We start from the raw sequence: 18,995 nt of genomic DNA, 5'->3' as shown, positions 1-18,995 counted from the left end.
TTTAGTAGATGGTTCGTCCGTGTTGATCTGGGATACCAGATTTACGGTAAAAATAGCTATTGATCTGATCACGCCATTCCTTAGCGTTCTCCAGTTGTCGCTCTAAGCGATTCTTTACATTCTGAAATCGCTCCCTGTCAATATCGTTGCTTAATTCATTCCATTGCTCGATTAAGCCTTCTACCTGTTCATAGCCTTTGTAATGACTGTCATAGATATGTTGAATAACCGTCTTTCCACTTTTTAACGTATACTTGTATGGTACATGATGAAAAAATAAAAGCAGTTCATCCGGAACTTTATCTAAGTCATTATAAATAGATTGATGCGGTTCTTGATATTGTTCGGTGTAACCTGTTCCTGTTTCTTTCGTCCGATCAACACCAATTCCATCACGATCAGCGAAATGATAGGTCCCCCATTTCGAATACTCATACCCATCAATGTTAGGTCCGTAATGCACACCTGGTGTTACCATCCAGCCTACTCCAAGTGGAGCGGTATAATTTTCATAGATTTCCCATGCCTTTAATAGCATATCTTCAATCGTGTCAAGCACTTCTTGATTCGTACCAAACGTTAGCCTAATCCATTCTTTTGCGATCTCTTCCGAAGTTAATGCTGGATTCCAGGTTAATCTGCCATATCCGTAGAGATTTGCTTGTGCTAATGTATTTCCTGTCCAGTTTTCATCATCTCCAATATTGGAAACTGCTGCTACCCCACTGTATTTATTGTGATGAATATTCCCGGCAACTACTTCTTCAATGGTTGTTCCCTCTCCCTTAATATACGTATCAAAGGCAAGGACTTCTTTCCACTGTGGTATTAAATAACATAAATCGATTTGTTGACCAGTATATTCTTGCGCCACTTGAAATTCGATCATTTGATTCGTATTTGGCATCGCCCCAATTAATGGTGAGACAGGCTCTCGCACTTGAAAATCCATCGGCCCATTTTTCACTTGTAAAATCACATTTTCATGGAAACGTCCATCCAATTGTTTAAAGTGATCATAAGCTGCTCTTGCCCGATCTGTTGACCGATCACGCCAATCCTGTAAGTGGTTATAGACAAAACAGCGCCAGATTACTTTACCTTGAAATGGTTCTAATGCTTCTGCTAACATGTTCGACCCATCGGCATGGTCACGATTATATGTAAAAGGACCAGGTCTATTTTCGGAGTCAGCTTTCACAACAAATCCGCCAAAATCCGGAATATAATCATAGATTTCTTTTGTTTTTTCTTTCCACCAATTTTGTACGTTTTGATCAAGCGGGTCTGCCGTATCTAGATCTCCGAGAGTCACAGGGCTGGCAAAATTGATACTTAAATAAAGTTTGATACCATATGTACGGAAAATACTAGCAATCTCTTGAATTTCAGAAAGATATTTTTTGGTAATAAAATAAGTTTCCTCTTCCCATACGTTGACATTGTTAATCGAAATGGCATTGATACCGACAGAAGACAAAAATCTCGCATAATCTTTGATTCTCGCTTTATCTTCGACAAATTGATTATTTTGATAGAAAATCGATTGACCGGAATACCCTCTCTCAATACTACCGTCAAAATTATCCCACTGATTTAGCATTCGAAATTGATTTTTCGGCTGTTCAATTATACTTAATTGTGTGATATCTGCATGAAGCTGCATCAACCTTAACAAATGATGGACTCCATACAAGACAGCAACATCAGAATTACCGGTAATGATTAATTGTTTTTCATCCGATGAAAGAAGGAAAGCTTCTTCATTTTTATCTACTAGTTTCGCTTGCTTGTTTTCATCTAATTGTTGAGCTAGTTCATTCTTGTTACCGATTACAATTTTACTATCTAAGGGTTCACTTGAAACGTTGAATTCTTTGTCAAGCATTTGTGGTACAGCCGCAAACAGTTCTTCCTTTGCAGCTTGTACCTGTACCCCATCACCTACCACACAAACTTGATCAAATAATAGTTGGTATTGCGCTCTCGTTTTGCTATCTGTTACCGGCTGATATTGCAGCCACATATTATATTTTTTACTATTCATATCTACACTCCTTCTCTCTAAACAAAAAATTCTGGGTTTTGATCTTTCAGTTGATCTTTTTCTATCTCAACGAGCTGTAGATGTTCCATTGCTGCTTTTTCAGCTGTCTCAGGATCTCTGCCAGCTATTGCTTCAAATATATGACGATGCTGGGCGACGATGATTTTCCAATCATGATTGACAGAAAGACGTAGTAGGCGTAAACGGTCAAATTGAACATTCATTCGTTTCACCATATTCCATGTTCTATGTTTACCACAACCTTTGTACATTAACTGGTGAAATTCATCATCTAATTCAAATAAGCGTTGATAGGATCCTTTTTCTAATGAAAATTCCTGAAGTGTTAAGTTGGATTCCATTTGTAGCAAATCTTCTTTTTCCATTGTTTCGGCTGCTTCTCTTACAATAGCTTTTTCAATATTTTCTCTGACAAAACGTCCTTCCTCTACTAATGCTAAATTAATTTTAGTCACAATCGTTCCAATTTGAGGATAGACACCTAGCAATTCTTCCTGATTTAATTGTAGAAAAGCTTCTCTAACTGGTGTTCTGCTAACATTAAGCTTATCTGAGATTTCTTTTTCAGACAGCTTGGTTCCCGGGGCAATTTCGCCATTCATAATTTGTGTTTTAATCGTGTTATACACGTAATCCCGTGACGATCCTCTTGTTCTTTGACTTTGAGTGACCATTCCTACACCCTCTTTATACTAGTATGGTAGTTTATATTATACGCTTATTACGATTAAATTTCAACATCGAACATGGGTCATTCTTCATAATCCCATAAAATTCGCCATTCTTGATCCTCTTCAGCTAAAATAACTGGTTGATCAATTTCTAAATAACCATATTTACTCTGATAAATATAGGTTACGATAAGTCGGTAAACGGTTTGAGTGTTTGCCAGTTCAGTTGTCATTTGATAATTTTCAATTTTTACCGGTTCACTGATCGTATAATCAAACGTGTTAACACCAAAGTGTTCGAGAAATACGTGGGCACGATCTTGAATATAGTCACTTTTGTCAAATCTGTTCTTCATTGAAGAGTGAAACATCTCCCACGAATTAGAGAAGTCCCCATTTTGTTCGTATTGATAAAACTGATCTGCCACTTTTTCCACTTCTCGCTCAGTAGAAAAAAACTGTACGATCGCATACACAACTAACGTGATGAAAGCAATCGTGAGGATCAATCCGATTAACAATATGATGTTACGGTTTTTTTGATAATGATAACGGCGAAATTTCATATTCATCACCCATTTTTTAAAAATTATCATTCATTTAAAAAGCCTTTATATAAGCATATTCGCCATTACCCAATTTAGTATTGCCATTATTTAAAAATAAAATAGTTATATATACCTATTGTAATCGCTTTCTAAATTTTATATAATGAAATCGGTTACAATAATAGTTGTTGTGTACATATACTGTTCACATCTTTCTGAGGTGTGGATACATGTACAGTATTTTGATTCAAAATAGATTGTCCCCCTTTGCACCCTATAATATAGGGTGCCTTTTTTTGTTTGCAACAACAAAACTCCTTTACCGAAATCTCCAATCCTACTTGTTTTCCTTTATTCTTTCCATAAGGAGTGCTGGGATACGCTTCGGCAGAATACTCCGCTTTCCGTGGGCTCGGCTTCAGCTATCTTTACAAAGGAAACCACTTTGCAAAGTGGATCTTCAGCTCTCGTGAGTCCCACAGGAGTCTCCGTATTCTGCCTACGCTGTGTAGAAAATTCTACCTTTTAAAAGAGGAAATACTCGGAAACTAATACCCGTGTATTACTTCTTTCAAAATTCAAAACAGTACGCTAAGCGGAGGCAAGATACATAGACTCCTACGGGAACTCACGAGAGCCGAAGACCCCGTAATGCACCTGCGTCTTCTAGTAACGCTTCGAAGTGGCTTCCTCGGTGCAAGGGAGCAAAGAAGATCATTCTAAGTTGTTCCCTGGCTAAGGCCGTGCCCATGGAAAGCGAAGTATCTTGCCGGCGGATGGCAGCACTCATCAAAATGCAGTACAGGGGAGAGTAAATCCATGCGCGTTACTGCGAAGTATTTAAATTTTGTGCTATTCTTTGATATTCTTGGAACAAAAAACACACTCCACTTGGGAGCGTGTTTTTAGCTTAGTGTGCTTCTGCTTGTTTTATAAAGCTTTCTTCATTTTTGTGTGTTACCTTTTCTTTGATGAAAGGAATCACGTATCTGTCTAATCCGAATCTTCCAGCGTTACAACCTGCTACAAGTAAGAATAATGTGAGTAAAATCATTTGACCATTTGTACTGATTGTTCCACTGAATAGGAATGCAAAGTTCATGATGATTCCCATTAATGCTGCGAAATTAGTAAATACACCTAGGATAAGCGCGATACCTACTAGTAATTCTCCCCACATAACGAGAAATGTAAAAATATCGGCTCCAGGAATCGCAACAGCTTCTAAGAACGCTGCCCACCAGCCTTGAACAGTTGGATGTTCACCACCTGCATTTGCTACAGCTCCTTGCAGAAAGCCACTAGCATCGAATTCTCCACCAGTAATCTTGCCCCAACCAGCTGTCATCCATTGATACCCTAAATACACTCTAATAAAAGCTAAGATTCCTGCTACTACTTTATTATTTCTTAAAAAGTTTACAAACATTTTAAGTCACTCCTTTTAATTTTTGTTCAATATTTCACATATTAAGCTATAAGTTAATTTGTTTCTGCAACAACTTGTTTCAATTGATTTCTTCTTTTATCTGCTATTTTTTGACGAATCATTGGTATTACATAACGATCTAATCCGAGTCTACCTGCGTTCAATCCTGCTGCTAATAAGAATGCTGTTAATAAAATCATTTGTGGGTTACTGCTTACTGTTCCACTGAAAACAAAGGCAAAGTTCATTACAATTCCCATTAATGCCGCAAAGTTTGTGAAGATTCCTAGAATAAGTGCTATTCCTACTAAGAACTCTCCCCACATTACTAGAATGCTGAAGACATTTGCTCCTGGTATGGCGACATTTTCAAGAAATGCTGCCCACCAGCCTTGAACTGCTGGATGGTCACCACTTGCTTTAGCTACTGCTCCTTGCAAATAACCGGATGCATCGAAACCTCCTGTTATTTTCCCCCAACCAGATGTTACCCAAGTGTACCCTAAATAAATACGAATAATAGCTAGAAAACCTGCAACATAACGATTAGTTCTTAAGAATTCTAAAAACATCTTCCATCACTCCTTTTATTGTTCAATGATTCACATTTTGTTATGTTTTTTTTATCTTTATTACACTTATATCATATCATGTTTGTTTTCCTTTTCAATATGTTTGTTCATCAATTCACATTTTGATCAAATCTTTGTGTCTAATTTGTGACATCGCTTCCTTTTTCAGTTATGCTAATAATACATGCTTTTATTTGCAAGGGATAAACTATCACTTATATCAAAGAAAGAGATGAGGTGCAAAAATGAAATATCGTAGACTCGGTAAAACAAATCTAGATGTCTCAGTTGTAGGAATTGGTACTTGGCAATTCGGTGGTGAGTGGGGAAAGGATTTTACGCAAGTAGAAGTTGATCAAATTCTCGATCAGGCAAAACAAGAAGGAATCAACTTGATCGACACTGCTGAATGTTATGGTGATCATCTCTCTGAACAATTTATTGGTGATTATTTAAGTAGAAATAATCGTGAAGACTGGATTGTAGCAACTAAATTCGGTCACCATTTTCATCGTAATTTTGAACGGACGCGTCATTGGTCTGCAGATGAAGTGTTGAAACAACTGGATAACTCCTTGAGATCATTAAGAACGGATTACATCGATGTTTATCAGGCTCATTCCTGTACGGATGAAGAATTTACTAATGATGATTTATGGACCATGTTAGACAAACAGAAACAAGCAGGTAAGATTCGACACTTAGCGATTTCATTAGCAGGAAATGATGATAGCTATCAGACTGATAAAGCAACAGAAGTTGGAGCTGAAGCAATTCAAGTAGTATATAATCGCCTAGATCGTGCACCTGAGGAAAAAATATATCCCTCTGCCATCAACCAAGATCTTGGAGTTCTAGCTAGAGTCCCATTAGCAAGTGGCTACTTAAGTGGCAAATATAAACCTGGATCTACATTTGAAGAAAATGATGTACGTTCCAGACATGATCGTGACAAAACCGACCGCTTGTTAAGAATCGTGGAAGAAATTGCCCGTCATGAAGTTCCTGAAGGAGTAAAAATGGCAAGTTGGGCACTTGCTTGGTGCTTAAAACATGATGCAGTCACGACTGTTATTCCAGGATGTAAAAACCGGGAGCAGGTCATTTCCAATGCTCGTGCGGCTGATTTAGATATCGTTTCAGAGAAACATCCGCAGGCGAAATGAATTGCCTTGTAAATAATTGTTTCAATAAAAAAACAACAGCTCATTCACTGAAGGAAGCTGTTGTTTTTTTATGTAGTTACCCGCCATATACATCATCACGAACTGTAGAGCTACTGCTACTACTGCTATTACTCCTATTACTTCTACTGTTATAACTGCTCGAACTGTTATTATTGTCTCGATAATAGTAACTATTATTATTGCTGGAATCTACTTGTTCAGTTCCTTCATAAAGGTTTTCTTCATTTTCTAGTTCAACAGTTTCATCGATTTCTTCCTCATCTTGCTCTTGATCGTCATCTTCTTCATCTAATATTTCTAACCTTTGCGGTAAATGAATATTGATTGTGCTTAATGCTTTTGTCTGATGAAGATCATAAGCATATTGCTGAATGGAATTGTTATTAAAGACTGTTTTGCCATCAAGATAGCTTTTAATAAACCACCCTATGCCAATTAGTAATGTTATCCCTACTGCAATTGTGATGTATACGGCCATTGAGTCTTGATTATTTCTCAGGGCTCTCCCCTCCAAACATTACGACATTCATACTACTAAATTACCATTGGAAGATAAAAATGTAAATAAATCTAATCTAAACCATTCGAAATACACATAGTTTCCTAGTTTTTAATTCAAATCTAAAGTCAGATTTTTATCCCGGTTACAGATAAGAATCCCGTGTTCAGCTACTTGAATGGATGAACGTTTAGATAAATAAGAATCTTCTCCATAATCTTTTAAACGATCAGGGTGGGTAAAGTAGAAAATATATGCTTTATCATGAACAACTAATACATCCGCATGGAGACCGACACCTTGATCATCTTTTCTCCGCCCATCTTTATCAGAGATCGGATCTCTGAATAATGGTGCTGGAGCTTTTTCATGATCAACCCTCCATTTTTATATGAAAGGAGTGTACCCCTAAAAGATACACTCCTTCATCCCATCCTTATCAGTATTTATACATGTTTAGCAAAACTTTGCTTGACCTCTTGCAATACGTCATCCCCATCACGATCCCACAATGATTGATTAATAATCTCAACCTCAATTGGACCATGATAACCTGCTGATTCTACTGCTTTTCTCATTCTATTAATTTCGATCACACCGTCTCCCATCATAAAACGGCCTTTAAACATATCATCCATTGGTACTTTCCAATCGGACACATGAAATCCGAGAATTCTTCCTTTGGCCCTTTCGATTTCAGCGTAAAGGTTTGGATCCCACCAAACATGATAGACATCAACAATAACCCCCACTTCACTTGGGTGATATTTCTCTGCGATAGTTGTCGCTTGCTCCATTGTGTTAATAACTGACCTGTCTGCAGCAAACATCGGATGTAAAGGTTCAATCGCTAATTTTACACCATAATCTTTTGCAAACGGGACTAAAGTATCAATCCCTTCCGCAACGTGTTCTCTTGCTGTAGCAATATCTTTATCAGCACTAGGACCACAAACCAATACTAATGTATCCGTACCTAATTCTGCCGCTTCTTCCACAGCACGTTTATTATCATCAATTCTTTCTGCTCTTTCTTTTGCAGTAGCTGCTGGGAACATCCCACCACGACAAATACTCGATACTTGTAATCCTGCATCCTGAATCAGCTGCTTTGATTTTTTTAAGCCGATTTCTGCTATTTTATGACGCCAAACTGAAATCCATGGTACATCATGACGGAGGCAACCTTCGACAGCTTCCTGAAGACTCCATTGTTCGGTTGTAATTTGATTTAAACTAAGACGATTCATTAATTGTTCATCTGTCATCGTGTTCCCTCCTGTTTCACACCAGCAAGTTCTAATGTCAAACGCATTCTATCTGTTGCTAATTCTGGGTTTCTTAATAATTTAGCTTCGTCCGCCATCACAAATAAATCGGACAAATGAACAATTGAACGTGCACCTTCTTTTCCACCAATCATGCGGAAATGATCTTGATGACCATTAAGGTAAGCCATAAAGACCACACCTGTTTTATAAGAAAAAGTTGGCGTCTGGAAAATATGGCGAGATAATGGTACTGTTTTTTCTAATAATTGGTCATATTTTTCTAGATCACCTGCGTCTAAAGCATGCATCGCTCCCGCTGCTGCAGGCGCAATTGCATCAAAAATACCTAACAAGGCGTGACTGTATCCTTGTTCATCACCTTTGATAAGTTCTGGATAGTTGAAATCATCGCCGGTATACATTCTGACACTATCTGGTAACTTACGACGCATCTCAATTTCTTTTTGATCATCTAGGAGTGAAATCTTAATACCATCAACTTTTGCTTCATTGTCTCGAATAATTTGCAAGCATACTTCCATTGCTTCATCTAAATCTTCGTGGCCCCAGTAGCCTTTTAATGCGGGATCAAACATGTCACCAAGCCAATGTAAAATAACGGGTTGGGAAACATTTTGTAAAATTTTATTATAGACACGCTGATAATCCTCAGGACCTTGTGCACAGGCAGCAAGTGCTCTACTTGCCATTAAAATAATTTTCCCACCTTCTCCTTCCACGAAAGAAACTTGTTCTTCATATGCTCTTTCTACGTCTTCTAATGTGACGGACGGTGATGGTTCTAGATGATCTGTTCCAACTCCACTTGCCATATTCCCACCAACAGATTTTGCTTCTTTAATCGACCGTGATATTAGCTCTTTCGCACCTTCCCAGCTTAATCCCATTCCGCGTTGTGCGGTATCCATTGCTTCTGCTACAGATAATCCGAGTGACCATAAATAATGGCGATACTCCATCGTTTTATCCCAATCTATTTGAGCATTAAGTGTAGGATCAGCATCTGCTAAAGGATCAGCCACCACATGAGCAGCTGAGAATGCAGTCCTTTTTTCAAAAGGTTTATCTGTTGGCACATCAAAAGGTGTATAATTACTAGCTTCATAAGTATATAGTTTTCGATTCTTATTCGGTAAAATGAGCTTCGTCATTTTGTGTACCTCCTTACAATTTGATTTCTGGTACCTCTACCCAGCGTCTTTCTTCCCATGATTGTAAACCAAGGTCAGAAAGTTGTGTTCCTTTTGCACCTTCAAGCAGATCCCAAGGGAATTCCTCATCTGCAAAGACATGTTTTAAGAACAACTCCCATTGTACTTTGAATCCATTGTCATACACATCATTTGTCGGTACTTCCTGCCATTGTGCTTGGAAATCAAATGGATTTTCAATATCCGGGTTCCACGTTGGTTTTGGTGTATTGACACGATGTTGTACTTTGCAATCGCGAAGCCCTGCAACTGCACTACCTTCCGTACCATCCACTTGAATAGTTAACAAATCATCACGATTTACTCTTACTGCCCAAGATGAATTTGCCTGTACAACAACACCATTATCTAATTCAAATGTTCCATATGCAGCATCATCAGCAGTTGCTTGATATCTTTCACCATTTTCATCAACACGCTCTGGAATATGGGTAGCCCCTAAACACGACACTGCTTTGACATTGCCAAAAAGGTTATCAATGACATAACGCCAATGTGCAAACATATCAACGATAATACCACCGCCATCTTCTTTCCGGTAGTTCCAAGATGGGCGTTGTGCTTCTTGCCAATCTCCTTCAAACACCCAATAACCAAATTCCATTCTTACTGATAACATTTTGCCAAAGAAACCGGAATCGATAAGACGCTTTAATTTGAGTAGACCTGGTAAGAATAATTTATCTTGTACTACCCCATTTTTCACTCCTGCTTCCCTTGCCAGTCTTGCTAGTTCAACGGATCCTTCTAGGTTAGTAGCTGTTGGCTTTTCACAATAAATATGTTTTCCAGCTGCTATTGCTTGCTTAATACTTTCAGCGCGCCTAACCGTTGTTTGAGAGTCAAAATAAATTTCATTATAATCATCTTTTAATGCCGCCTCTAAATCTGTTGAATAGCGTTCAATGCCATGTGCTTCTGCCAACGCTTTCAATTTCTTTTCGTTTCTTCCTACTAAGATTGGGTCAGGCATTAATGTATCCTCATTTTTTAATAAAACACCGCCTTGTTCTCTAATTGCTTTAATAGAACGAATTAAGTGCTGATTCGTCCCCATTCTTCCTGTAACCCCATTCATAATGATACCGATTTTATGTTCTGCCATTATTTTTTCCCCTTTCAGTTGCTAATTTATATTAAGTTTAGCGTAATAAAAAAAATTCGTCTTATTAATCTAAGAACGAATTTCTTAAAATCGGAAATGAAATGGAGAGATTACTAGTATTTTAGTCGATTGTTGGGGCTTCTTTGATTCATTTACTGGCAACTTTGATTAATTTTCTGGCAGCTTTCGAGATTTACTGGCAACTTTCCATAATTTATCATCAACTTCGCTTATCAATATGCTTTTGTTTAGTCCGGTACTTATGAGGAGAAATCTCCGTGATATTCTTAAAAGCTCGATAAAAAGTTGAGAGCGACTCAAATCCAACTTCAAAACAAATCGAAGCAATATCTTTGTCCGTTTCTGCTAACATTTTCTTAGCTAGACCTACGCGGACTTCTGTTAAATATTGAATAGGAGTCATATAATAGGTTTCTTTGAAAATCGTATTCATATGTCTCGTACTTATTCCTAGCCGTGATGCCAAGTCTTCTGCATGGATCCAGTCAAAGTAATGAGAATCGATATAATCCTTTAGCCGCTCTGCCCGTAAGGTATTCGCATCTACTTTTTCATTATTTTTTCCTCCACGTGCGATTAATAGTAAAAGTTGTGACAAGTATGTTCGTAACGCTGTTTCCTGATGCAGACTGTCATGAGCCTGTTCATAAAGCATTGTCCGCAATAGCTGGCGAATCTCACTGCTATTAAAAGGATTTAAACCGATAAATTTAGATTCGTATAATGATTTTTCAAATAATTCAGTATTCGTTCCGTCTTTAATTCGTCTGTCAAAGGCGAGCACCAAGACAGTTAATTTATGATCTGAGATAATCGCATGTGGTGTCAATGGTGTAATAAATGTTAGGTGATCCTGTTCAAGAAGATATTCTTTTCCATCTAAGATGATTTTACCTGTCCCTTCAAGCGCGTAAAGTAGTTGATAGACTTGATGGTGATGTTCTTCAATACGGTCACCAGCGTGATGCTTGCTTTCATAAAGTTGTATACCAAATGATTCGATTCGAATATCTTTTAACATGAAACTTCCTCCAAATTTCAGATTTTTTTGTTTAGTTTTCCAGCATCTACTGCGAAAAATAGGAAGTTGTGATATATTGCTATTATATAGTATTGATTTTAAAAAAAGCAAAAAGTGAGGAGATTTGTCCTATGGATAACCAGATTTCCATTGTATTAGTTGGTATCGGAGGTTATGGAAATGTTTATTTAAAAAATTTATTTGAAAACAATTATGAAAACGTATTCTTGAAAGGTGCTGTTGACGTTGTTCCTGAACAGTCGAGGTATTATCAGGAAATCAAGGATAAAAATATCCCAATCTATGATACGTTGGAGCAATTCTATCAAGAACATCAAGCTGACCTTGCCATTATATCGACACCTATCCACCTACATAAGGAACAAGCATGTCTGGCGATGGAAAAAGGTAGTCACGTACTTTGTGAAAAACCAGCAACAGCCAATCGTGAGCATTTACAGGAAATGATTGAAACCCGGGATCGTACCCAGAAAAAATTAGCAATCGGATTTAACTGGTCCTTTACTAAATCAATTCAATCATTAAAACAGGATATTTTAAGCGGAGCATTTGGTCGTCCGATCAGGATGAAAAGTCTAGTATTATGGCCGCGAAACGCTGATTACTTTAACCGATCAGGGTGGGCCGGAAAAAAATATAGTCCGGATGGAGAAATGATTTTTGATAGTGTTGCCAATAATGCTACCGCACATTTCTTACACCATCTACTCTATTTATCTGGTGATTCTATTGAAACGAGTGCGGAAATCGATCAAATTTCGGCTGAATTATATCGTGCAAATCCAATAGAAACATTTGATACATGTGCAATTCATATTCATACCAAAAATGATATAGAAATGGTTTACCTTGCTTCGCATGCAGTTGCTGATGAACATCGTCCGAAATACACATTAGAATTTGAAGATGCAACAATCACCTATCATCCAGAGGGAGAGCGCGGAGACATTATAGCAAAGTGGCATGACGGCAGAGAAAAAGTATACGAAGATCCTGAAAATATTCATATCGTGAAATTAGAAGTTATGTTAGAAGCGCTCCGTAATGAAAAACAAAGTATTTTATGTGGACCAGAAGCAGCAAGTGCACATGTCAATGCTATTTTCGGAATACACCAATCCGTAAAGGACATACCTAAATTTCCTAAACATTGGATAGCTTATGACGAAGACCGAAAATTGACGACTGTTCAAGGATTAGATGAGACATTAAAACAATGCTATCATCAGTTTTGTCTTCCAAATGATTTAGGTGTTGAATGGAGTAACCCGGGGAAGATTGTGAAATTTTAAATAGACCTTAAAAAGCCATGGCATAGGTTTACCATGGCTTCTCTTATTTGGAATGAAGAAGTGAAGGGTGAAAACTTAAAACGGCTTCTACATTCTCGTTATACATCATTTCTTTGTAGCTATGGTAGAAAGGAATATCGGGATAATGGTAATAGACTATTCTTTTTATGGAAGGATCTTTATCAAAGATTGCAACTACATTTAAGTTTTGAATTAACCCATCATTGATAAAAGAGATATAATCATTAACTTCCTGATTCCAACCAACAATACCTAACCTTAATAATCCCATTCGTCAAAACTCCTTCTTTATAATACTTGGTAAGCGTTATCTTTTTAAGTAAGATAAATGAAGAGAATTATCATTATTCGCATTATGATAAATTTCAAGACGCTTTTTTCGGTAATCTCTTGGGGTTATGCCAACCTTCTCCTTGAAGTATCGACTAAAGTGTGAAATATTTTCAAAACCACTCTCATACGCGATTTCTTGCACTGGTTTCTTTTCTTCTGCTTCTAGCAAATATTTAACTTGTTTCAGCCGGCACGCCATCACATATTCCATTATCGTATATCCTGTCATCTCTTTAAATACGTGCGATACATATGATTTATTTAAGCAAAGGTTGTACGCAATTTCTGAAATGGTAATTTTATCTTGAAAATGATCCTGAATATAGGATGCGATTTTTTCAGAATGCTCTGCTTTACTGCTAAATTCTTTACTGACATTTGAACAATCATCCCTAAAAAGGAAATTAATCCACACTAGCATTTGACCTAGCAAGAATTTCAGTTCCCATTCCTTCTCGGAGTACATCATGCTCTTACATCGATCAACATGATCCATCTTTTTAAAAATCTCTTCTATCTGTTGAATACTTTGCGAGTTATTTGTACGAATTAGGTAATGGGAATGATGAAATACATTTAGTAATTCTATTGCCTTCATGGAATGTAAGACTGGTTCTATTACTTCTGGGATAAAATGAATATGACTTCTAATGTATTCACCCTCTTCTGGTATATTTGGTTTATGGAGAGCAAGTCCATCCATTAACAAAATATCTCCAGGTTGTAAATCATAGATTTGATTGTTAATAAGGTAACGACAAACGCCTTTGTGGAACATAAAAATTTCAAAATCTTCATGGGAATGTAGTTTTTGATGATCAGGATTTCCGCTTAATTGGTACTTTACGGAGAACAATTTGTCCACTATTATTCTCACTCCTAAGCTATGTTAGTTTTATTTTATTGTATTATAAAACGGAATAAAATAACTAGCAGTGGCAAATTTCATTTCAAATTTTGCTGTGAGTGTTTTCTTTTCATAAATGCTTGATTTTTAATTGTTTTGATGATATTAATGTAAACGTATAGTACCATACTAGGCAATCTAGAATATCTCTATCTGACTTAGCCGTGAAAGGAGGATTTAATACCATTAATTGAAAGCGCTATCTTCAAAATCATATTAAGGATGTGTCTATTATGAGTAGAAAAAGGCTTTATTTTATTTCCATTTTAGTGTTAACAATTAGCTTCGTTTCAACTAATCTTTGGTTATCGCAAGTAAAAGCTACTTCACCAACTAGTGTTATTGAATGGGATGAAAATCGACAGCATATAGACGGATTTGGCGGATCAGGAGCTTTTCAGAAACCATCATATATTATGGAACTTCCAGAACCCCAAAGAACGAAAATTTTAGATATGATTTTTTCTCAAGAGGAAGGCATTGGATTATCCATGGTACGTAACTTAGTTGGAGATGGTGAAGCTGCCTCTACAATCCAACCTGAGCCAGGGAAATATGTGTGGGATGAGCCGGATTGGGAATTAAAGAAAGATGATTTTGACAAGGATCAAATTTGGTTTATGAGAGAGGCCGAAAAACGAGGAGTTACTACTTTTTTTAGTTCTGTTTGGAGTCCTCCTGCTTGGATGAAGACAAACGATAGTGTAATTGGTACGGGAGAAGGAAAATTAAAGCGAGAAAATTATCAAGACTTCGCCAATTATCTAGCTGAATATGTGCTAGGCTATAAGGAACATTTTGATCTTGATATAACTTATATTTCGATTGCCAACGAACCTCATTATGGTCCAAGTTATTCGGGAGCAGTTTGGACACCAGAGGAAATGAATATATTTATTCGAGATTATCTTGGGCCTACCTTCGAAGAAAGGAATGTTCCGGCTAAAATTGTAATGCCTGAACATATGCATTTTACTGAGGAGTATGCACTTCCAGCATTAAATGATCCTGTTACGGCGGATTATATTGATGTCGTTGCTTCACACGCCTATGGTATTGGAACAGATGTACCAGAATTTCCGGTATCCACAGAAAAAGGTAAAACGATTTGGCAGACTGAATATATGAACCAAGGGGAATCCAAACAATCCTATGAATTCAATACGATAAGAGATGGACTTCGTCATGCTAATTTGATTGGAGATATGTTTGATGTAACTGGCATTAGTGCATACTTCTGGTGGTGGCCAGCTGCTGTTAATGGTGCAGATGGTTCTGATTTAATACGTTTGACCACTGATGATGACGGTGAGGTAAATGGAATGTTTAGAGTTTTCAAAAGGTATTATGCATTTGGAAATTATAGTCGATTTATTCGTCCTGGCTATATCATGATTGGGTCAGACACATCCCCTGTTGAAGATGTAAAGATCACTGCATATAAAGATCCTGAAACAAATAATTTTAGTATCGTTGCTATCAATAATAATGATACAAATCAAACCATCACATTTAAACTAGAGCAGTTCCCTGAAAAAGTAAAAGAACTTGTCCCATATCGAACATCAGGTAACGAAAACTTGAAAAAATTAGACAATGTGAAGGTTACGAATAACGGTAAATCTATTACAGTGAATATACGTAGTAATAGTGTAACCTCTTTTATTCCGAAAGATTATGAGCTTCCAGCATTTGAAGATATGAAGGATGTCTTTTCAAGTTATGAGGCAGAAGAAAATGATGGTCAATCGAAAGGTATTCCAAAAAACAAGGAAAAAACATACATTAAGCATGTTAGAAACGGCGACTATATTAAGTATGAAAATATAAATTTTGCAGATGGTACAGCTAATGGCCAACCTGGAATGGAACATATTTTATCAATGGATGCTTCTGTGAGGCCAATAAACGGAGGATTGATCGAAATTCGACTTGATGATCCAGTAGACGGACCGGTCGTAGGAGAAATGTCCGTTTCAACTGATAACTCTAGTAAATGGGAAACAGTTTCGACCATGATTGATACAAATCCATCTGATGGTGCGTATGGTTTCCATGACATGTACCTTGTATTTAAAGGAGATAGCAGGAAAAAGCTTTTTGCTATAGATAAATTTACTTTCAATGATGGAATTGAAGAGCCTATCGAACTTGAAAAGCTTTTGTTTGATTATGAAGATGGCACAACGAATGGCTGGAAAGGCAGAGGGGGATCAGAAATATTAGAAGCTACACAAGTAGAGAAGCAATCTGGTGAATTTAGTTTAAAAACAACTAATCGGACTTCCTCTTGGCACGGACCTTCTATTGATATTACAGATATGGTTGTAAAAGGAGAAGAATACGAATTTTCAGCCTATTTCCGTTTCGTTGATGCACCTGAAACTCCTAGTACAGTGAAATTCATGCTTGAAATAACCGATTTCGGAGGCACAACTTATTTACCACTTGAGGAGATAAAAACCAATAACGGTGAATGGCTCCCATTAACAGGAAACTATATGATCAACCCGGGGATTTCTTCCATGAAATTATATGTTGAAACTTCAAATCCAGAAGATTCATTTTATATCGATGATGTTATAATTGATCCAATAACCTAATCTTTCCATCTAATATGAAACCTAATCCCCTGTCTTATCCAGTGATGACAGGGGATTCTTAAATTACATATTTATCTTCATTTTCTCTAAGCTAGATATAATTTCCTCTACAGACTTACCTAAGTTAGATTCCACAGCAGCAATATAAGAACCTTCTACAACTGGAATATCCTCAGCGATACGAATATTCGAAGACTCCAATAATTCTATCGCCATTTCTGCATTCATTTTTGCACTACCTAGATCGTAAAAAATAATAGCGCCACTATCACCTGCAGCTTGTTCAATAGCTTCTTGGATTTTTTCAATACTTGTACCAATTTCATTATCCTCTGTTCCACATGCCAGTGAAAGTGGCACATCATCGATAACTTGATCAATCAATGCCTTGATTCCTTGACCAATCGGATAACTGTGGGAAACAATAATGATTCCTACCTTTTCTACCATCTCTATTCCTCCAAATCGAGTACTTCGGCCAGTGCTTCAAAAATATAAAAGGAAGACATCGAACCAGGATCTACATGTCCTTTGGAACGTTCATTGAGATAAGAAGCTCGGCCTTTCGTTGCAGCCATTTCTCGAGTGTCCTCAATCGTTGCCTGACAAACTTCTAGAATACCATGCCAATCATTGACATCCTCTTCATGTAAAAAATCCGAAACTTGTTTCCATACATCATACATTGTCTTTTCACCAAAGTCAGCTTTACCACGTGCACGTAGCCCATCTACTGCATCATTTATCGCTTGTTTAAACACGTCCTGATCTACTTCTTTCCCTTGCATTGCTAAAGACATTTTGAGAAAAGCAGTTCCGTACAAAGGACCTGATGCTCCACCTACTTTTGCCATTAATGTCATCGCAGCGCTTTTTAGGACATCCGCTACGGAATCATATGATGTATGATTAACTTTTGCGACAACTTCATGGAATCCACGCGCCATATTAATGCCGTGATCCCCATCTCCGATCGCTTGATCCAGTTCTGTTAATTGATCTTTATGATCAAACATTCTTTTTTGAATTTCTTTCATCCAGTCCTCTGCTTTATCAACCGTTAATATAATCATCCAATTCTCCTTTTACACGTGAAATGCAATCGTTTTGACATCTTGAACTAATAAATTCTTTAATTCACTATCTAATTTTAATAATGTTATCGAGAATCCTTCCATATCAAGTGATGTCATATATTCCCCTACCCAAGTTTTGTACAGTGTAATCTCTTTTTCCTGTAAAATCTCAGAGACCTTTCTATTTACAATATGTAGCTCCATTTCAGGTGTTGACCCTAAACCGTTTACCATTAATGCAACTTCTGCTTTCTCATAATTTATATCTGCTAAAATCTTATCAACTAAAATGGTAGTTATGTTATCCGCTTCCGCCAAAGGTAGTCGTTCTATCCCTGGCTCCCCATGGATACCTATACCAATTTCCATCTCGTTATCTGCTAATGTAAAGCTCGGTTTTCCAGCAGCAGGTACAGTACATGGTGATAATGCCACACCCATAGACCGAACATTTGCGATCGTTTTTTCAGCGACAGCTTTTACTTCTTCAAGTGATGCTCCCGCATCTGCCTTAGCACCAGCTATTTTATGAACGAACACTGTGCCAGCAATTCCCCTTCTTCCCACTGTAAAAGTACTATCTTCCACAGCAACATCATCATTCACAATCACACTGGCTATTTTTATCCCTTCCATTTCCGCCATCTCTTGTGCCATTTCAAAATTCATGACATCGCCTGTATAATTCTTGATAATTAAGAGAACACCGTTTCCACTGTCCACCGCTTTAATCGCTTCAATAATTTGATCAGGTGTTGGAGACGTGAAAACCTCCCCTGCTACGGCTGCATCTAACATACCTTTTCCAACAAATCCAGCATGTGCTGGCTCATGACCACTTCCACCACCACTCACAATACCGACTTTTCCCTGTACCGGAGCATCACTTCTCGAAATAACAGTTGTCTCCGGAAGCCTTTTCAAAAAGGACGGATAAGCTGTCACTAATCCAGCTAACATTTCATCCACGACATGATTGGCATTATTTATCACTTTTTTCATTTACCCATCACCTCTTTTTATTTATTTTCATCATAGCGGAAATTAATTGAATTTTCCAGTTTTTAGACAATAAAGATATAGTGGACTCAGCATGTTCGACTAAGTCCACTATTTCC

The 18,995-nt window shown here is 37.3% G+C and carries 18 protein-coding genes; 3 read left to right on the top strand and 15 right to left on the bottom strand.

Annotation, left to right across the window (positions count from 1 at the left end):
* Window position 1: 1 nt before the first annotated feature.
* From GHT08_RS00310 to GHT08_RS00290, 5 genes are all read right to left on the bottom strand, one after another.
* Entirely contained in the window at window positions 2-2,047 is a 2,046-nt protein-coding gene (locus GHT08_RS00310) for an alpha-glucuronidase family glycosyl hydrolase (protein ID WP_163578900.1), read from the bottom strand.
* 17 nt (window positions 2,048-2,064) lie between these two features.
* Window positions 2,065-2,742, bottom strand: coding sequence for a GntR family transcriptional regulator (locus tag GHT08_RS00305; protein WP_163578899.1), 678 nt, complete (start codon window positions 2,740-2,742; stop codon window positions 2,065-2,067).
* Window positions 2,743-2,819: 77 nt separating this feature from the next.
* Window positions 2,820-3,305 carry a hypothetical protein gene (locus GHT08_RS00300; protein WP_163578898.1) on the bottom strand — a complete coding sequence of 162 codons (486 nt, stop codon included), beginning with the start codon at window positions 3,303-3,305 and terminating at the stop codon, window positions 2,820-2,822.
* Window positions 3,306-4,197: 892 nt separating this feature from the next.
* Window positions 4,198-4,716, bottom strand: coding sequence for a DoxX family protein (locus GHT08_RS00295; RefSeq protein ID WP_163578897.1), 519 nt, complete (start codon window positions 4,714-4,716; stop codon window positions 4,198-4,200).
* Window positions 4,717-4,769: 53 nt separating this feature from the next.
* The gene (locus GHT08_RS00290) at window positions 4,770-5,288 is read right to left on the bottom strand and encodes a DoxX family protein (RefSeq protein ID WP_163578896.1); all 519 of its coding nucleotides are present in this window, start codon (window positions 5,286-5,288) and stop codon (window positions 4,770-4,772) included.
* 245 nt (window positions 5,289-5,533) lie between these two features.
* On the opposite strand from GHT08_RS00290, the gene GHT08_RS00285 reads away from it, so the two are divergent.
* Complete coding sequence (locus tag GHT08_RS00285; RefSeq protein WP_163578895.1) at window positions 5,534-6,454, top strand: aldo/keto reductase; 921 nt, start codon at window positions 5,534-5,536, stop codon at window positions 6,452-6,454.
* Window positions 6,455-6,530: 76 nt separating this feature from the next.
* On the opposite strand, the gene GHT08_RS00280 is transcribed toward GHT08_RS00285, so the two are convergent.
* From GHT08_RS00280 to GHT08_RS00260, 5 genes are all read right to left on the bottom strand, one after another.
* Window positions 6,531-6,953: a hypothetical protein gene (locus GHT08_RS00280; protein WP_163578894.1), complete on the bottom strand. Its 423-nt coding sequence runs from the start codon at window positions 6,951-6,953 to the stop codon at window positions 6,531-6,533.
* Between the two features lie 467 nt (window positions 6,954-7,420).
* On the bottom strand, window positions 7,421-8,242 hold the full coding sequence (locus tag GHT08_RS00275; protein WP_163578893.1) for a sugar phosphate isomerase/epimerase family protein: 822 nt from the start codon (window positions 8,240-8,242) through the stop codon (window positions 7,421-7,423).
* Window positions 8,239-9,417 carry a dihydrodipicolinate synthase family protein gene (locus tag GHT08_RS00270; protein WP_163578892.1) on the bottom strand — a complete coding sequence of 393 codons (1,179 nt, stop codon included), beginning with the start codon at window positions 9,415-9,417 and terminating at the stop codon, window positions 8,239-8,241. The genes GHT08_RS00275 and GHT08_RS00270 overlap by 4 nt, the downstream gene beginning before the upstream one ends.
* Before the next feature lie 13 nt (window positions 9,418-9,430).
* A complete protein-coding gene (locus GHT08_RS00265) occupies window positions 9,431-10,582 on the bottom strand; it encodes a Gfo/Idh/MocA family protein (RefSeq protein WP_163578891.1) in 1,152 nt (383 codons plus the stop codon).
* Window positions 10,583-10,802: 220 nt separating this feature from the next.
* Window positions 10,803-11,624, bottom strand: coding sequence for a helix-turn-helix transcriptional regulator (locus GHT08_RS00260; RefSeq protein ID WP_163578890.1), 822 nt, complete (start codon window positions 11,622-11,624; stop codon window positions 10,803-10,805).
* A gap of 131 nt (window positions 11,625-11,755) precedes the next feature.
* Between GHT08_RS00260 and GHT08_RS00255 the strand changes: the two genes are divergently transcribed.
* On the top strand, window positions 11,756-12,937 hold the full coding sequence (locus tag GHT08_RS00255; RefSeq protein ID WP_163578889.1) for a Gfo/Idh/MocA family protein: 1,182 nt from the start codon (window positions 11,756-11,758) through the stop codon (window positions 12,935-12,937).
* 43 nt (window positions 12,938-12,980) lie between these two features.
* Here the strand turns inward: GHT08_RS00255 and GHT08_RS00250 are convergent, their stop codons facing one another.
* Together GHT08_RS00250 and GHT08_RS00245 are read right to left on the bottom strand one after the other, a co-directional pair.
* A complete protein-coding gene (locus GHT08_RS00250; protein ID WP_153834351.1) occupies window positions 12,981-13,229 on the bottom strand; it encodes a hypothetical protein in 249 nt (82 codons plus the stop codon).
* 36 nt (window positions 13,230-13,265) lie between these two features.
* The gene (locus GHT08_RS00245) at window positions 13,266-14,156 is read right to left on the bottom strand and encodes a helix-turn-helix domain-containing protein (protein ID WP_163578888.1); all 891 of its coding nucleotides are present in this window, start codon (window positions 14,154-14,156) and stop codon (window positions 13,266-13,268) included.
* Between the two features lie 275 nt (window positions 14,157-14,431).
* On the opposite strand from GHT08_RS00245, the gene GHT08_RS00240 reads away from it, so the two are divergent.
* Window positions 14,432-16,801: a carbohydrate binding domain-containing protein gene (locus GHT08_RS00240; RefSeq protein ID WP_163578887.1), complete on the top strand. Its 2,370-nt coding sequence runs from the start codon at window positions 14,432-14,434 to the stop codon at window positions 16,799-16,801.
* A 63-nt stretch (window positions 16,802-16,864) separates the two neighbouring features.
* Here the strand turns inward: GHT08_RS00240 and dhaM are convergent, their stop codons facing one another.
* The 3 genes from dhaM to dhaK are packed head-to-tail and all read right to left on the bottom strand — an operon-like array spanning window position 16,865 to window position 18,879.
* On the bottom strand, window positions 16,865-17,251 hold the full coding sequence (gene dhaM / locus GHT08_RS00235) for a dihydroxyacetone kinase phosphoryl donor subunit DhaM (RefSeq protein ID WP_163578886.1): 387 nt from the start codon (window positions 17,249-17,251) through the stop codon (window positions 16,865-16,867).
* A gap of 2 nt (window positions 17,252-17,253) precedes the next feature.
* A complete protein-coding gene (gene dhaL / locus GHT08_RS00230) occupies window positions 17,254-17,874 on the bottom strand; it encodes a dihydroxyacetone kinase subunit DhaL (RefSeq protein WP_163578885.1) in 621 nt (206 codons plus the stop codon).
* Window positions 17,875-17,886: 12 nt separating this feature from the next.
* Window positions 17,887-18,879 carry a dihydroxyacetone kinase subunit DhaK gene (gene dhaK, locus GHT08_RS00225; protein WP_163578884.1) on the bottom strand — a complete coding sequence of 331 codons (993 nt, stop codon included), beginning with the start codon at window positions 18,877-18,879 and terminating at the stop codon, window positions 17,887-17,889.
* Window positions 18,880-18,995: the final 116 nt, after the last annotated feature.

Source organism: Gracilibacillus saliphilus, from assembly GCF_010994085.1.
In the GTDB taxonomy this organism is placed as follows: domain Bacteria; phylum Bacillota; class Bacilli; order Bacillales; family Amphibacillaceae; genus Gracilibacillus; species Gracilibacillus lacisalsi.
The sequence above is the reverse complement of the archived record's forward strand: the minus strand, read 5'-3'. Positions and strand labels throughout refer to the sequence as shown.

What these genes read in the sequence shown, in the direction of transcription:
- GHT08_RS00265 (WP_163578891.1), bottom strand. Translation starts at nt 10,582, where the DNA reads ATGGCAGAACATAAAATCGGTATCATTATGAATGGGGTTACAGGAAGA.
- GHT08_RS00275 (WP_163578893.1), bottom strand. Translation starts at nt 8,242, where the DNA reads ATGACAGATGAACAATTAATGAATCGTCTTAGTTTAAATCAAATTACA.
- dhaK (WP_163578884.1), bottom strand. Translation starts at nt 18,879, where the DNA reads ATGAAAAAAGTGATAAATAATGCCAATCATGTCGTGGATGAAATGTTA.
- GHT08_RS00295 (WP_163578897.1), bottom strand. Translation starts at nt 4,716, where the DNA reads ATGTTTGTAAACTTTTTAAGAAATAATAAAGTAGTAGCAGGAATCTTA.
- GHT08_RS00250 (WP_153834351.1), bottom strand. Translation starts at nt 13,229, where the DNA reads ATGGGATTATTAAGGTTAGGTATTGTTGGTTGGAATCAGGAAGTTAAT.
- GHT08_RS00280 (WP_163578894.1), bottom strand. Translation starts at nt 6,953, where the DNA reads ATGGCCGTATACATCACAATTGCAGTAGGGATAACATTACTAATTGGC.
- dhaM (WP_163578886.1), bottom strand. Translation starts at nt 17,251, where the DNA reads ATGGTAGAAAAGGTAGGAATCATTATTGTTTCCCACAGTTATCCGATT.
- GHT08_RS00270 (WP_163578892.1), bottom strand. Translation starts at nt 9,417, where the DNA reads ATGACGAAGCTCATTTTACCGAATAAGAATCGAAAACTATATACTTAT.
- GHT08_RS00310 (WP_163578900.1), bottom strand. Translation starts at nt 2,047, where the DNA reads ATGAATAGTAAAAAATATAATATGTGGCTGCAATATCAGCCGGTAACA.
- GHT08_RS00285 (WP_163578895.1), top strand. Translation starts at nt 5,534, where the DNA reads ATGAAATATCGTAGACTCGGTAAAACAAATCTAGATGTCTCAGTTGTA.
- GHT08_RS00305 (WP_163578899.1), bottom strand. Translation starts at nt 2,742, where the DNA reads ATGGTCACTCAAAGTCAAAGAACAAGAGGATCGTCACGGGATTACGTG.
- GHT08_RS00300 (WP_163578898.1), bottom strand. Translation starts at nt 3,305, where the DNA reads ATGAAATTTCGCCGTTATCATTATCAAAAAAACCGTAACATCATATTG.
- dhaL (WP_163578885.1), bottom strand. Translation starts at nt 17,874, where the DNA reads ATGATTATATTAACGGTTGATAAAGCAGAGGACTGGATGAAAGAAATT.
- GHT08_RS00290 (WP_163578896.1), bottom strand. Translation starts at nt 5,288, where the DNA reads ATGTTTTTAGAATTCTTAAGAACTAATCGTTATGTTGCAGGTTTTCTA.
- GHT08_RS00260 (WP_163578890.1), bottom strand. Translation starts at nt 11,624, where the DNA reads ATGTTAAAAGATATTCGAATCGAATCATTTGGTATACAACTTTATGAA.
- GHT08_RS00240 (WP_163578887.1), top strand. Translation starts at nt 14,432, where the DNA reads ATGAGTAGAAAAAGGCTTTATTTTATTTCCATTTTAGTGTTAACAATT.
- GHT08_RS00255 (WP_163578889.1), top strand. Translation starts at nt 11,756, where the DNA reads ATGGATAACCAGATTTCCATTGTATTAGTTGGTATCGGAGGTTATGGA.